Source organism: Bradyrhizobium sp. AUGA SZCCT0283 (assembly GCF_018130385.1).
Classification (GTDB): domain Bacteria; phylum Pseudomonadota; class Alphaproteobacteria; order Rhizobiales; family Xanthobacteraceae; genus Bradyrhizobium.
Window position 1 is genome coordinate 262,885 of the sequence record NZ_JAFCLU010000002.1, and the last position, 12,865, is coordinate 275,749.

Annotated in this window: 15 protein-coding genes and 1 riboswitch; of the genes, 10 read left to right on the forward strand and 5 right to left on the reverse strand. The window is 64.8% G+C overall.

What is annotated here, in order from left to right:
- Positions 1-42: 42 nt before the first annotated feature.
- From JQ624_RS04665 to JQ624_RS04675, 3 genes are read left to right on the forward strand one after another with little or no spacing between them, the layout of a single operon-like run.
- Positions 43-702 (forward strand): ABC transporter ATP-binding protein, encoded by a 660-nt coding sequence (locus JQ624_RS04665; RefSeq protein ID WP_212417844.1) that lies wholly within the window; start codon positions 43-45, stop codon positions 700-702.
- Entirely contained in the window at positions 699-3,062 is a 2,364-nt protein-coding gene (locus JQ624_RS04670; protein ID WP_212417669.1) for an ABC transporter permease, read from the forward strand. The genes JQ624_RS04665 and JQ624_RS04670 overlap by 4 nt, the downstream gene beginning before the upstream one ends.
- A 2-nt stretch (positions 3,063-3,064) precedes the next feature.
- Entirely contained in the window at positions 3,065-4,258 is a 1,194-nt protein-coding gene (locus JQ624_RS04675; protein WP_212417670.1) for an efflux RND transporter periplasmic adaptor subunit, read from the forward strand.
- A 67-nt stretch (positions 4,259-4,325) separates the two neighbouring features.
- Here the strand turns inward: JQ624_RS04675 and JQ624_RS04680 are convergent, their stop codons facing one another.
- The 4 genes from JQ624_RS04680 to JQ624_RS04695 all read right to left on the reverse strand — a co-directional run bounded on the left by JQ624_RS04680 (position 4,326) and on the right by JQ624_RS04695 (position 6,436).
- Positions 4,326-4,538: a dodecin family protein gene (locus JQ624_RS04680; protein WP_212417671.1), complete on the reverse strand. Its 213-nt coding sequence runs from the start codon at positions 4,536-4,538 to the stop codon at positions 4,326-4,328.
- A gap of 187 nt (positions 4,539-4,725) precedes the next feature.
- Positions 4,726-5,265 (reverse strand): PRC-barrel domain-containing protein, encoded by a 540-nt coding sequence (locus tag JQ624_RS04685; protein ID WP_212417672.1) that lies wholly within the window; start codon positions 5,263-5,265, stop codon positions 4,726-4,728.
- Positions 5,266-5,360: 95 nt separating this feature from the next.
- A complete protein-coding gene (locus tag JQ624_RS04690) occupies positions 5,361-5,738 on the reverse strand; it encodes a PRC-barrel domain-containing protein (protein WP_212417673.1) in 378 nt (125 codons plus the stop codon).
- Positions 5,739-5,884: 146 nt separating this feature from the next.
- Positions 5,885-6,436: a hypothetical protein gene (locus JQ624_RS04695; RefSeq protein WP_212417674.1), complete on the reverse strand. Its 552-nt coding sequence runs from the start codon at positions 6,434-6,436 to the stop codon at positions 5,885-5,887.
- Between the two features lie 215 nt (positions 6,437-6,651).
- Here JQ624_RS04695 and JQ624_RS04700 point away from each other — a divergent pair, with 215 nt between their 5' ends.
- The gene (locus JQ624_RS04700; RefSeq protein ID WP_212417675.1) at positions 6,652-7,404 is read left to right on the forward strand and encodes a response regulator; all 753 of its coding nucleotides are present in this window, start codon (positions 6,652-6,654) and stop codon (positions 7,402-7,404) included.
- A complete protein-coding gene (locus JQ624_RS04705; protein ID WP_409334299.1) occupies positions 7,404-8,732 on the forward strand; it encodes an ATP-binding protein in 1,329 nt (442 codons plus the stop codon). Before JQ624_RS04700 ends, JQ624_RS04705 begins: the two co-directional genes overlap by 1 nt.
- Positions 8,733-8,741: 9 nt before the next feature.
- Here the strand turns inward: JQ624_RS04705 and JQ624_RS04710 are convergent, their stop codons facing one another.
- On the reverse strand, positions 8,742-8,936 hold the full coding sequence (locus JQ624_RS04710; protein WP_212417677.1) for a hypothetical protein: 195 nt from the start codon (positions 8,934-8,936) through the stop codon (positions 8,742-8,744).
- Positions 8,937-9,303: 367 nt separating this feature from the next.
- Here JQ624_RS04710 and JQ624_RS04715 point away from each other — a divergent pair, with 367 nt between their 5' ends.
- From JQ624_RS04715 to JQ624_RS04735, 5 genes are all read left to right on the forward strand, one after another.
- A complete protein-coding gene (locus JQ624_RS04715; protein WP_212417678.1) occupies positions 9,304-9,831 on the forward strand; it encodes a transglycosylase SLT domain-containing protein in 528 nt (175 codons plus the stop codon).
- 73 nt (positions 9,832-9,904) lie between these two features.
- Positions 9,905-10,034, forward strand: a riboswitch (TPP riboswitch).
- On the forward strand, positions 10,022-11,035 hold the full coding sequence (locus JQ624_RS04720; RefSeq protein WP_212417679.1) for an FAD-dependent oxidoreductase: 1,014 nt from the start codon (positions 10,022-10,024) through the stop codon (positions 11,033-11,035). It overlaps the preceding riboswitch by 13 nt.
- Positions 11,026-11,223: a sulfur carrier protein ThiS gene (gene thiS / locus JQ624_RS04725; RefSeq protein ID WP_212417680.1), complete on the forward strand. Its 198-nt coding sequence runs from the start codon at positions 11,026-11,028 to the stop codon at positions 11,221-11,223. The genes JQ624_RS04720 and thiS overlap by 10 nt, the downstream gene beginning before the upstream one ends.
- Positions 11,224-11,421: 198 nt before the next feature.
- Complete coding sequence (locus tag JQ624_RS04730; RefSeq protein WP_212417681.1) at positions 11,422-12,204, forward strand: thiazole synthase; 783 nt, start codon at positions 11,422-11,424, stop codon at positions 12,202-12,204.
- Positions 12,191-12,799 carry a thiamine phosphate synthase gene (locus tag JQ624_RS04735; protein WP_212417682.1) on the forward strand — a complete coding sequence of 203 codons (609 nt, stop codon included), beginning with the start codon at positions 12,191-12,193 and terminating at the stop codon, positions 12,797-12,799. Before JQ624_RS04730 ends, JQ624_RS04735 begins: the two co-directional genes overlap by 14 nt.
- Positions 12,800-12,865 lie beyond the last annotated feature (66 nt).

Genomic DNA, 12,865 nt, shown 5'->3' on the forward strand with positions numbered 1-12,865 from the left:
CGCGTGGTCTTTCGGGCCCGCGATCTGTCCAAGACCTATGTGATGGGCGAAGTCGAGGTCCACGCGCTCAGGGACGTCAATCTCGATATCTATGAAGGCGAATTTGTCGTGCTGCTCGGGCCGTCCGGTTCAGGCAAGTCGACGCTGCTCAACATCCTCGGCGGGCTCGACGCACCGACCGCCGGCCAGGCGCGCTGGCGCGACCATGACCTTGTCGGCGCCGATGACGCCGAACTGACGCGCTACCGGCGCGAGCATGTCGGTTTCGTGTTTCAGTTCTACAATTTGATTCCGAGCCTGACCGTGCTCGAGAACGTGGCGCTGGTGAACGAGATCGCCGACAAGCCGCTCGATCCCCGCGAGGCGCTGGCGCTGGTCGGCCTCGAACGGCGGCTCGATCATTTTCCCTCGCAGATTTCCGGCGGCGAGCAGCAACGCGTCGCGGTCGCCCGCGCCATCGTCAAATCACCCGATGTGCTGTTGTGCGACGAGCCGACCGGAGCGCTCGATTACGAGACCGGCAAGGTGGTGCTGGCCGCGATCGCGCGGGTCAATGAGCGGCTCGGCACCACGACCGTGATCATCACCCACAACGCGGCGATCGCGGGCATGGCGGATCGCGTTCTGCGCCTCGGCGGCGGACGCATCGTCGGCGAGGAGCACAATGCGCGCCGGCTTTCGCCGGAAGAGGTGCGCTGGTGACCCTGCTCGATCGCAAGCTGCTGCGGGACATTTTCGCCATGCGCGGACAGGTGACGACGATCGCGCTGGTGGTCGCCGCCGGCATCGCGGTATTCGTCGCCTCGATATCGACCTATGATTCGCTGCGCGCCGGGCGCGACCGCTTCTACGCCAGCGCGCGCTTTCCGCAGGTTTTCGTCACGCTCAAGCGGGCGCCGCTCTCGGTGGTGGCGCAGCTCAATGAAATTCCGGGCGTTGCTGCGGTCGAGCCGCGCATCGTGCGCGATGTGATTCTGGACTGGCCCTCCGCCGTGCTGCCGGTTTCGGCGCGGATGGTTTCGCTCGCGAATGCCGGCGACGAACCGCTGGCACGATTGCACGTCCGGCGAGGCACCCCGCCGGGACCGGGCGACTCCAAAGCCGTCGCCATCAACGAGGCATTTGCCGAGCAAAACGCGGTGCGACTGGGCACCGACGTACCGGTGGTGCTGAACGGGCGCGTGCAGAGCTTTCGCGTCGCCGCCGTCGCGCTGTCGCCCGAATATGTCTATGCGGTGAAACCGGGGGGGCCGATCCCGGACGACCGTTTCTACGCCGTGCTCTGGGTCGACCGCAGCGCGGCGGAGGCGGCCTTCGACATGAAAGGCGCGTTCAACGACGCCATCGTGTCGTTGACCCCGGGCACCCACCCCAGGCAGGTGATCGACGAGCTCGACCGCCTGCTCGAGCCCTACGGTTCGGTCGGAGCCATCGCCAGGCGCGATCAGCCGTCCAACCGTTTCCTCGACGACGAACTCAACCAGCAAAAGGTGATGTCGATCACCATCCCCATCATCTTTTTCGGGGTCGCGGCGTTTCTGCTCAACGTGGTGCTCGGAAGGCTGGTGACCGCACAGCGCGAGCAGATCGCAGCCTTGAAGGCGCTCGGCTTTCCGACGACGCCGCTGGTGTTGCACTATCTCAAGCTGGTTGCGGTCGTGGTTCTGTTCGGATCGGCGCTGGGCCTGGCCGCCGGGTTCCTGTTCGGCGAGGCGATGGTGGCAAGCTATCATGGCTTCTTTCGTCTGCCGGCGCTGGTATTCGAACTTACGCCCTGGTCCGCGCTCGCCGGCCTCCTGATCAGCCTTGCGGCGGCTACGCTCGGCGTGGTGACGGCGCTGCGAAGCGTCGTCGCACTGGCCCCGGCGGTGGCCATGCGACCGGCCGCGCCGAGGCGATTTCGCCGATCTTGGATCGAGGGTTTGCTGTCGGCGAAGGCGCTGACGCCGCGGCGCGTGCTGGCGATCCGCAATTTTGCCGGCCGCCCGCTGCGCAGCCTGTTCACCATCGTCGGCATCGCGCTCGCCGTGCCGATGGTCGTGCTCGGGCTGTTCTGGCGGGATGCGATCGACCAGATGATCGAGGTCCAGTTCAACCTGGTCGAACGCGGCAACGCCATGGTCACATTCCCCCATCCGCTCAACCGCACCGTCGTCGGCGACCTCGCCCGCGAGCCCGGCGTGCTCGTCGCTGAAGGTTTGCGATTTGTCCCGGTTCGCCTGCGCGCGGGGCATCGCAGCTATCTGACGTCGGTAATCGGACTGCCGTTCAACGCAGGCCTGCGGCGGCCGCATGATGCCGCGCTGCGTCCAATCGACGTGCCGCCTGATGGCATCACGCTCACGCGCCGGCTGGCCGAGCGGATCTTGGTCGGGTCCGGAGAGATCGTAACGATCGAGGTCATGGAGGGCCGCCGCCGCAAGATCGACCTGCCGGTAAGCGCCATCGTCGACGAGACGGTCGGGATGTCGTCCTACATGGAGATCGACACGCTCAACCGCTTGACCGGCGAAGGCGCGGTGGTATCGGCCGCAGCCCTGTTCGTCGAGCCGTCGGCACTTCCGGCCCTGTCGCGACGCTTCAAGGAACTGCCCGTCATCGAGTCGGTGGCGGTGAAGAGCTACACATTAAGTTCGTTCCTTGAAAAAATCGCGGGCCTCGTTCTCGTCAGCGCCGGCATCCTCACCGCTTTTGCGGTAATCGTCGCGGTCGGCGTGGTCTACAACAGCGCCCGCATCGCGTTGCAGGAGCGCGCCTGGGAGCTCGCCAGCCTGCGCGTGCTCGGCTTTACCCGCGCCGAGGTGGCGCAGATCCTGTTCAATCAGTTCGCGGCCGAGATCGCGCTGGCGATTCCGATCGGGCTTTGGCTCTCCCAGGGCATCGTCACGCTGATCGCGCGGTTTCATTCCAACGAGAGCTTCCAGATTCCGGGAGTAGTGGGGTCGCGAACCTATGTGGTCGCTGCCGCCATTGTCGTAGCCACCGCCGCTGCCAGCGCTTACATCGTACGCCGCAGGGTCGATCATCTCGATCTGGTCGCGGTACTGAAGACGAGGGATTGACGATGCGTGTCACGGCAGGTCGTGTGGGGATGGCGCTCGGCGCACTGGCTGCGGCCGCGGGCATCGTCTGGCTTCTGATGCCGAAGCCGATCCCGGTCGAGACGGTGGCCGTCACCAAGGAGCGCTTCGTCGCCAGCGTCGACGAGGACGGCAAGACCCGCATCCGTCAGCATTATGTGGTGGCAGCACCGCTCGCAGGGCGCCTGACGCGCGTGAGGTTGAAGGCAGGCGACAAGGTCGCTGCTAACGAAGTCGTTGCTGCGATCCTGCCGCCGCCGGCGCCCCTGCTCGACCCGCGCACCCGTCGCGAGGCCGAGGAACGGCTGGGCACTGCCGAGGCCGCGCTGGAGCGCGCCAAGGCGGTGGTCGAGCGCGCGCGGGCCCAGGCCGATCATACCAAAGCCGAACTCGACCGCACCCGCACGCTCGCCGGGAGCGGTGCGTCCACCGTACAGGCGCTGGAACGCGCCGAACTCGCACAGCGGGTCGCCGATCGCGACATGCGGGCCGCGGAATTCCAGAATCATGCAGCGGAGCACGAACTCGCCCAGGCCATGGCGCTGCTCGGCCGCTACAAGGATGGCATGGATGCACCAGCCGAACCCTGGAACGTCACGGCGCCGGTTTCGGGGGTGGTGTTGCGGGTCTTGCAGGAGAGCGAGGCGGCGGTGCAGTCTGGAATGCCGCTGCTGGAGATCGGCGATCCGCGCGACCTCGAAATCGTGACCGACGTTCTCAGCACCGAGGCGGTTGAAATTCGGCCCGGCGCCGAGGTTGCGATCGAGCATTGGGGCGGCCCCGGGGCTCTCTCGGGACAGGTACGCCGGGTCGAGCCCGCGGCGTTCACCAAGGTGTCGACGCTTGGCGTCGAGGAGCAGCGGGTCAATGTGCTGATCGACGTGTTATCTCCGCCGCAGCAATGGACCGGCCTCGGCGACGGATACCAGGTGGACACCCGGATCACCGTGTTCACGCACAACGACATCGAGATCATCCCGGCCGGCGCCCTGTTCCGCCGCGGCGACAGCTGGAGCGTCTACGTTGCCGTCGATGGCCACGCACAACCGCGAACCATCGAACTCGTGCGCCGCTCTCGCGGCTTTGCCGCGGTCCGGAAGGGGCTCACCCAGGGCGAACGCGTGATCGTCTATCCCAGCGATCAGATCAGCCCCGGCGTCCGGGTCAGCGTGAAATGAGGCCGGATCCCCCGCCCCGCAAGCGGGACGAGGTCAGGTAAGCCGGCTCGCGCAGCTTGACGCCTCGTCAATCCTCGAACTTGAACGAGACGTTCACCTTGGCGCGGTACGCCTCGACCTCGCCCTTGGCGTCGAGTTGCAGATCGAGCTTGACGATCTCGGCGACACGGAGGTCGCGCAAGGATTTTCCGGCGCGGCTGACCGCCGCCGCGGCGGCCTTCTCCCAGGATTCCTTGCTGGTGCCGATCAGCTCGATGACCTTGTAGACACTCTCAGCCATGTGGTCCTCCCGTTGATGCCAGGCAGGACGCAGGTGCTCCTGCCGCGCGACAACCTAACATCGGGACGCGCGTCGTGAATAGGATGCGCTGCACCATTGCGTGAACATGCGTCGACAAAATCAAATGGCCGGGCGGCATCGCGCCGTCCGGCCATTTTGAGGAAGCCTGGTCGTTGAGACCGCGGCCTCAATCGGTGGAGTACTTGAACTCCGGCATCGCCTTCAGCTGATCCTTTGTCGCGCTGAGCATGGCGTGATCCGGATACCACGGATTCTTCTTAACCGCCGGGGCAGGCGCCGTCGTCGCGGCACCGGTCGTCGTCGTGCCCGTCGAAGGCCTTGCACCGCCGGTGGCGGGTGCGCTCGACGACGCGCCGGTATAGGCGATCGGCTCTTCGACGAACTTCACCTTGTCGAACGGTACCGCAACCAGATGCTCGCCGACGCCGAGGAAGCCGCCGACGCCGATCACCACGCCCTTGATGTTGCCGCTCTTGTCAGCCAAGAGATCGTTGATCGATCCGAGGCTTTCGTTGCTATCGTTGTACACGTTCAGGCCGACCAGCTTCGAGGACCGCCAGTTGCCCTTGAACGACGAGGTATCGGACGCGGCCGCAGGCGCGGCGGTGGTGGCGCGGTCAGTCGTTGCCGAAGGACTTTGCGCGAACGCGACACTCGCCAGCATCGCGGAAGCCGCGAGGCCGACAACGGCATATTTGGTTAACATATCGGTTCTCCTCAGTTGAGAAACGCCTTGGGAAAACCCGTCACTTCAACAAGTGTTCCACGCATTTCGCATGGAACACGTGTGCCGCACTGCGGTCAGAAGCCGCCCCAGTAAGGCGGCATGCCGTAATAGCGATGCAGCTCGGCTTCCTTCGCGCGATCGCCCCAGTCGAAATCCTTGTCCGCCTGGAATGACGGGGCGCGCTTCAGCTCTTCATCGTCGATGTCGAGTTCGTAGGCTTCGAACTTCGTGTTGTAGCGAAGCCGTCCCCACGGCAACGGAATCAGATTGGCCCCGATGCCGAGAAACCCGCCGAAACTCAGGATTGCATAAGATACTTTACCGGTGACCTTGTCGATCATCAGCCGTTCGATATGGCCGATCATGTCCCCGTTCGGCCGGCGCACCGCGGTCCCCTCGATGCGGTCGCTCGCGATCAACTGATGCGGCATGGTCATGACGTCGCTTGCCATTGGACCCTCCACACATTTTGTAGGCGAACCAACGTGACAACCGCCCCCCGGTTCCACTGCCGAAAATGAGACAACCACCCTTCCCTTTCGGAAAGGATGGTTGCTGCGTCGCTTTGTCCGCTTCGTGCGGAACGCGACCCGCGGGCTCAGCCTTGATAATCGATCAGCAACGCCGAGAAGGAACCGCTGCTGCTCGTGCTTGAACTGCCGGTCGCGCCGTAGGTCGTCGATGATGAAGCCGACAGCGATTCCTGCAGCGATTGCAGGAACTGCTTGAGAATGTCGTCGATCGACGTCGTGCTCGACGAAGAGTCGTCGCTCGGGGACGCGCCAGCCGTCGGCGGCGGACCGCCCGGAGGGGGACCGCCAGCCCCGCCGGGGCCGTTGGCGAAGGCCGCCTTGAAGATGCCCCGCAGTTCGGTGGCCTGATCGCTGGTCAGCTTGCCGCTGGAAACTTCGCCGTTGATGAGGTCGTCGATCTTGGATTTGAGTTGGTCGGGCGACGGCCGCGTTGCGCTGGCCTGGTCGCTCGCGCGGCTCGCCTGCATCGCCGAATCGATATCGGTCAGCGCCGACGCCAGCGCGTCCTGGTCGGACGACTTGATGGCACCGGATTTTACTTCGGAGAGCAACTCATCCTGCAACTTCTGCAGTGGCGATTGATAGGTGTTGATGGAGGCCGCCGAGATCGAGGTCATGATAGCTCCAAGGGATCGGAGAGGGATGGTCAGTGATCGTCAGGTGATTCGTCGAGGTACGCGTGGAAGACGCATCGACCGTAGGGCTGCGGGTCTTAACGAGGTCTTTTCGCCCGCCGCCTGGCCTGTTGCCCGGTGTTGCCCGGAGTCATCCGGAAACATCTGGAAACAAAAATCCTTCGCGCGTGGGCCCGAATCACCGACAAAAGGTCGGCATGGCCCAGGCAATACCCAATATCCTTGTCGTTGAGGACGATCGCGAGACGCGGTCGCTGATCGCAAAATACCTGCGCAACAACGCCTGCAACGTCGCCACCGCGGCCGACGGCCGCGAGATGGTCCGCGCCATGACCGACCGCCGGGTCGATCTCCTCATTCTCGACGTCATGCTGCCCGGCGAGGACGGCCTCACCCTCTGCCGCAAGGTGCGCGCGCAATCGCAGACCCCGATCATCATGCTGACCGCGCGCGGCGAGGACATCGATCGCATCCTCGGCCTGGAGATGGGCGCCGACGACTATCTCGCCAAACCGTTCAACCCGCGCGAATTGCTGGCCCGGATCAACGCCGTGCTGCGCCGGCAGGCTATAGCCTATACCGCCAGCGCCGCCGAGGGCGCAACGGCGCTGGTGTTTGCGGGCTGGCGGATCGATTTCCGGCTGCGCGAATTGCGCAATCCCGAGGGCGCGCACGTCGCGATGACCAGCGCCGAGTTCGACCTGCTCCGAACATTCTGCGAGCGGCCCGGCCGCGTGCTGTCGCGCGACAGCCTGCTCGACCTGACGCAGGGCCGCAACGCCGGCTCGTTCGAGCGCTCGATCGACGTCTTGGTCAGCCGCATCCGCCGCAAGATCGAGCCCGATCCGCAGGCTGCCACCCTGATCAAGACGGTGCGCTCCGGCGGCTACATCTTCACCCCGAAAGTTGAACCAATCAGCGTCGAGGCGGTGCCCGCCGCTGGCCACTGATGATGAAGAGCCTTTTGAACCTGCGCGGCATCAGCGGCCAGATCGCGGCCCTCGTCGTCGTCTCGATCGCAGCGCTGCATCTGATCATCACCGCGAGTTTCCTGCTGCACCGGCCCGACCAGCCGGAGCCGGCTGAGCGCGGCCACGGCCAGCTTGCCGCCGCCGTGCAACTGCTCGGCGCGGCGCCCGCATCAGAACGGCCGCGGCTGTCCGCCGACATCGCGCGCGCCTTTCCGCAACTCGGCATCGAAATCCTCCCCACGGGGCAAATGCCTGCGGCGGGCGAGCCCGACGGGTTCAACCCACACGGCCTGCAGCGGCGCCTCGGCCATGAGTATCGCATCTTCCAGCTCACGAGCGGCGACGAGCCCCGCAAGCTCGGCATCGGCTTGCCGGACGGCATGATGATTTCAGCCAACGTCCTGCCGGACCGGCCACGGCCGCCACTTCTCGGCGGCCCCTGGATGATGACGCTGCTGTTTGCCGTCATCAGCGTCACTTTGCTCGGCCTGTGGGCGGCGCGGGCGTTGACCGCGCCGTTATCGTCGTTCGCCAAGGCCGCCGAGAGTTTTAGCCTGAACGGCGCCGCGGCGCCGCTGCCCGAACGCGGGCCGGAGGAAATCCGCTCGGTCGCGCGCGCGCTCAATCGCATGCGCCAGCGCATCACCGGACTGATCGACGACCGCACAAAGATGCTCGCCGCGATCAGTCACGATCTGCGCACGCCGATTACAAGAATGCGTCTTCGCTCCGAATTCATCGAGAACGAAACCCATCGCAGCCGCATGCTAAGCGATCTCGATCAGATGCGCGCGATGCTGGAATCGGTGCTGTCGTTCCTGCGCAACGGCCGCAGGCTCGAAGCCATGACGCTGGCCGATATCGCCAGCACGCTGCAGCTCATCACCGACCAGTTCGCCGACATGGGACGCAAGGTCGCCTATGACGGCCCCACGCATGCCATGGCCACGGTGCGGCCCGACGACCTGCACCGCGCCGTCACCAATCTGGTGGAGAATGCCGTGAGATTCGGCGCCGAAGCGGTGATCCGCCTGCGCGTCTCGGCGGATCAGCTCACCATCAATGTCGAAGACGACGGCCCCGGCATTTCCGATGCGCTGAAGCAGAATATGCTGGAGCCGTTCGTGCGCGGCGACGAGGCCCGCAACATGGACGAAGCGGCAGGCTTCGGCCTTGGGCTTTCGATCACCAACGCCATCGTGCTGGCGCATGGTGGCACGCTGTCGCTGCACGACCGGCAGCCGCGTGGACTGGTTGTTCGGATGCTATTGCCGGTTCGTCAGCAGAGCGAGCGCTCCGCGGCCTAGATCATTGCGTCAGGCTGCGAGCGCGTCGGGATCGGCTTCCTCGTAGATCGCGATCGCCTCGAAGCGATAATCGCAGGCGCGGCAGAACCAGAGGAAGGACGTGCGGCCCGGACTGCTCTCGACCCAATCGGGTTTTGGAATCGGCTTGCCACACTGGGCACAGGGATTACCGCGAGGCAGATTGCTGGAATCAAGTCGAGCCATGGCGCATCTCCCTAGACTTCGGACGCCGTAATGACGTCTCGCTTTTTTAAATGTTGTTGAATGGGACAGGTTTGCTGTCGGAATGAATTGGTATTTGTCGCGGCGTCTCCTTTACACCTTGACTGCGACTTTTGCACGACATTCCTGCGCGTCCGCATGACGCAGATTCGCGTCGACAGAAGCGATGCATCGCACACACAACGTTAACGTCACGCGGGCCGCGTTCGTTAAGCCGCGTTCGTTAACACGTGTCTCAGTGCAGACATCTCGCCGCGATGTCGTCCGTTTTTCGCCACATCTTGGCCCGCTGACGGAACTAACCGGAGGCAACAATTGTTCACGCGTCCATCCACCGAGATCATTTTTTATGAAAAGCTTTCCGAAATTCGTCTGGCTCGCCGCCATCACGGCGCTGTTCGTCTCGTCAGGCGCAGGCGCGCAGAGCCGCGCAGCGTATGAGAGCATGGTCGCAGCGCACGCCGCCGCCAACAGCGTGCCGGAAGCGCTGGTGCACCGGGTGATCGTGCGCGAGAGCAAATATCATCCTGGTCTCGTCGGGCGCGGCGGCACCATCGGGCTGATGCAGATCAAGCTGCCGACTGCGCGCGGCCTCGGCTACACCGGCGACGCCGCCGGCCTGCGCGATCCCGACACCAACCTCGCCTGGGGCGTCAAATATCTCGCCGGCGCCTACCGTGCCGCCAACGGCGATCACAGCCGTGCCATGCGTTATTATGCGAGCGGCTATTATTATGCTGCAAAGCGCCGGCGGCAGCGGCCCTTGGTGGCCGCGCCGGTGCTTGCGAGTGGCGGGCCGCCGAAAATCGTCGCCAAGCCGGCCGAAACGGCGAAAACAGCCGCCAACGCCAATGCGCTGCAGGTTCCCGCCCGATAGTCGTCATGCCGGGCATGACGGGGTGGTGGGGCGTCACTGTCCGTTGACACCCCCGCCCAACTGCCTACATTAGCCCTGTTCCGAGGGGTGCTCCGATGAGGAGCTGAGATACCGCAAGCTTGGGCAGTTCAGCCCGAGACCGCGGTGACCCTTTGAACCTGATCCGGGTCATGCCGGCGAAGGGACAGGGATGTACCAGAAGTCAGATCCGCGGGGGGATTCCCCCGTTTCCATCATCGGCGCGGGCATTGCCGGCGCATGGCAGGCGCTGCTGTTTGCACAGGCCGGCCATGCCGTCACGCTGTATGAGCGCAGTGACGCCGATATGACGCTTTCCACCAGCCGCTGGGCCGGCGGCATGCTCGCGCCTTATTGCGAGGCCGAGACCTCCGAGCCCGTGATCGGCCGGCTCGGCATCCGCTCGCTCGATCTGTGGCGCGAGCTTTTTCCCAACACCCCGTTCAACGGTTCGCTGGTCGTGGCGCATGCGCGCGACCGCGCCGATTTCGAGCGGTTTGCGAAACTGACCACCGGCCATGTCAGGCTCGACGCGCAGGGGTTAAGCGACCTCGAACCGTCGCTGGATGGCCGTTTCCGCGACGGCCTGTTCTATGCCGACGAGGGCCATGTCGAGCCGCGAAAAGTGCTCCCCGAACTGCATGCCCGCATCGAAGCCGCCGGCGGCACCGTCAAGTTCGACTGCGATGCGAAGGCGGAAGATCTCGACGGCATCGTGATCGACTGCCGCGGCTTGTCCGCGCGCGACGAGCAGCCTGAATTGCGCGGCGTCAAGGGCGAGATGATCATCGTCGAGACATCAGAGGTCGAACTGTCGCGACCGGTGCGGCTGATCCATCCGCGCTGGCCGCTCTACGTCATCCCGCGCGGCGACAACAAATTCATGCTGGGCGCGACTTCGATCGAGGCCGAGGACACCGGCGTCAGCGTGCGCTCGGCGCTGGAGCTGCTCGGCGCGGCCTACTCCGTGCATCCGGCTTTTGCCGAAGCGCGCATCGTCGAGTTCGGCTCGGGGCTTCGCCCGGCCTTCCCCGACAATCTGCCGCGGATCATGGTCGGCAAGAACAGGATCGCCGTGAACGGACTCTATCGCCACGGTTTTCTGCTGGCCCCCGCGCTGGCCGAGCTGACGCTTAACTATGTGCAGCGCGGCGCGATCGACAATGAGGTGATGCGATGCGTGTGACCGTCAACGGGGAGCAGCGGGAGATCACCTCTGCCAGCGTCGACGCCCTGCTTAGCGAGCTCGAATACGAGGGCACGCATTTCGCGATCGCCGTGAATTACGACGTGCTGCCGAAAAGCCGCTGGGCCGAGACGGTGCTCAAAAGCGGCGACGAGATCGAGATCATCACGCCGCGGCAGGGAGGGTGATGATGTTGGGCGCAAACTCTCTCCCCCCGTCGTCCCTGCGAACGCAGGGACCCATAGGCACCGGCGTTCGTAGTGAAGAAAAGTCTCTGCCACCGTGCCCACAATTAAGATCACGCGGCCGCGATGAGCGCAATCGCGCTCACGCGAGGGGTCCCTGCGTTCGCAGGGACGACGGGGAAAGAAGGGGATACTGACACCATGCTGAACTTCTACGGCAAAACCTTCTCCTCCCGCCTCCTGATCGGCAGCGCGCTCTATCCCTCGCCCGCGATCATGCAGGATGCGATCCGAGCTTCCGGCGCCAACATCGTCACGGTGTCGCTGCGGCGCGAATCCGCCGGCGGCAAGACCGGGGACGCGTTCTGGTCGCTGATCCGCGAGCTCGATGTGACGGTGCTGCCGAACACCGCCGGCTGCCGCAGCGTGCGCGAGGCGGTGACCACGGCAAAGCTGGCGCGCGAATTGTTCGGCACGCCCTGGATCAAGCTCGAAGTGATCGCCGACAACGACACGCTGCAGCCCGACGTGGTCGGCCTGGTCGAGGCCGCCGCCATCCTGATCAAGGACGGCTTTGAAGTGTTCCCCTATTGCACCGAAGACCTTTCGGTCGCGATGCGGCTGGTCGATGCGGGCTGCAAGGTCGTGATGCCCTGGGCCGCGCCGATAGGAAGTGCAAAAGGCATCACCAACCGCGATGCGCTGAAGCTGATGCGCGAGCGCTTAGCCGATGTAACGCTGGTGGTCGACGCCGGCCTCGGCGCGCCATCGCATGCCGCCCACGCCCTCGAACTCGGCTACGACGCCGTGCTGCTCAACACCGCCGTTGCCAAGGCCGCCGACCCCATAGCTATGGCCAAGGCGTTCCGCCTCGGCGTCGAAGCCGGCCGCACTGCCTACGAGGCCGGGCTGATGGAAGCCCGCGACTTCGCCTCGCCCTCAACCCCTGTGATCGGGACACCGTTCTGGCATGCCGTATCCTGATAAATTCTATCCCGTCGTTCACAACGTCGCCTGGGTGACGCGGCTGGCGCTGCTCGGCGCCGGCACCATCCAGTTGCGCGCCAAGGACCTCAATGAGTCAGAGGCGCTGCAGATCGTGACCGACGCGCTGGAGGCCATCAAGGGCACGGATGCCAAACTCGTGGTCAACGATTACTGGCGCGCGGCGATCGTCGCCGGCGCAAAACATCTGCATCTCGGCCAGGAAGACCTCGCCGATGCCGACCTCGGCGAAATCCGCAAAGCGGGATTGACGCTCGGCGTCTCCACCCATGACGACGAGGAACTGGCGACCGCCCTGCGCGCCAAACCGGACTACATCGCGCTCGGTCCGATTTTTCCGACCACGCTGAAATCGATGCGCTTCGCGCCGCAGGGCATTCCAAAGATCACCGAGTGGAAAAAGCGCATCGGCGACATCCCGCTGGTCGCGATCGGCGGCATCAAGTTCGAACAGGCGGCCGAAATTTTTGCAGCCGGCGCCGACTCCATCGCCGTCGTCAGCGATGTCACGCAGAACGCCGACCCCGACGCGCGGGTGCGGCAATGGCTCGGCCACAGCGCGGAGGCCGCGTGAGATGAATACAAAACCATCAACCGTCATTGCGAGCGAAGCGAAGCAATCCATTGGCACCGCGAATTC

Coding starts and splice junctions, on each gene's coding strand:
- JQ624_RS04695 (WP_212417674.1), bottom strand. CDS start 6,436: ATGACCTCGATCTCGGCGGCCTCCATCAACACCTATCAATCGCCACTG.
- JQ624_RS04735 (WP_212417682.1), top strand. CDS start 12,191: ATGCCGTATCCTGATAAATTCTATCCCGTCGTTCACAACGTCGCCTGG.
- JQ624_RS04685 (WP_212417672.1), bottom strand. CDS start 5,265: ATGTTAACCAAATATGCCGTTGTCGGCCTCGCGGCTTCCGCGATGCTG.
- JQ624_RS04690 (WP_212417673.1), bottom strand. CDS start 5,738: ATGGCAAGCGACGTCATGACCATGCCGCATCAGTTGATCGCGAGCGAC.
- JQ624_RS04700 (WP_212417675.1), top strand. CDS start 6,652: ATGGCCCAGGCAATACCCAATATCCTTGTCGTTGAGGACGATCGCGAG.
- JQ624_RS04675 (WP_212417670.1), top strand. CDS start 3,065: ATGCGTGTCACGGCAGGTCGTGTGGGGATGGCGCTCGGCGCACTGGCT.
- JQ624_RS04680 (WP_212417671.1), bottom strand. CDS start 4,538: ATGGCTGAGAGTGTCTACAAGGTCATCGAGCTGATCGGCACCAGCAAG.
- JQ624_RS04730 (WP_212417681.1), top strand. CDS start 11,422: ATGCTGAACTTCTACGGCAAAACCTTCTCCTCCCGCCTCCTGATCGGC.
- JQ624_RS04665 (WP_212417844.1), top strand. CDS start 43: ATGGGCGAAGTCGAGGTCCACGCGCTCAGGGACGTCAATCTCGATATC.
- JQ624_RS04720 (WP_212417679.1), top strand. CDS start 10,022: ATGTACCAGAAGTCAGATCCGCGGGGGGATTCCCCCGTTTCCATCATC.
- thiS (WP_212417680.1), top strand. CDS start 11,026: ATGCGTGTGACCGTCAACGGGGAGCAGCGGGAGATCACCTCTGCCAGC.
- JQ624_RS04705 (WP_409334299.1), top strand. CDS start 7,404: ATGATGAAGAGCCTTTTGAACCTGCGCGGCATCAGCGGCCAGATCGCG.
- JQ624_RS04710 (WP_212417677.1), bottom strand. CDS start 8,936: ATGGCTCGACTTGATTCCAGCAATCTGCCTCGCGGTAATCCCTGTGCC.
- JQ624_RS04715 (WP_212417678.1), top strand. CDS start 9,304: ATGAAAAGCTTTCCGAAATTCGTCTGGCTCGCCGCCATCACGGCGCTG.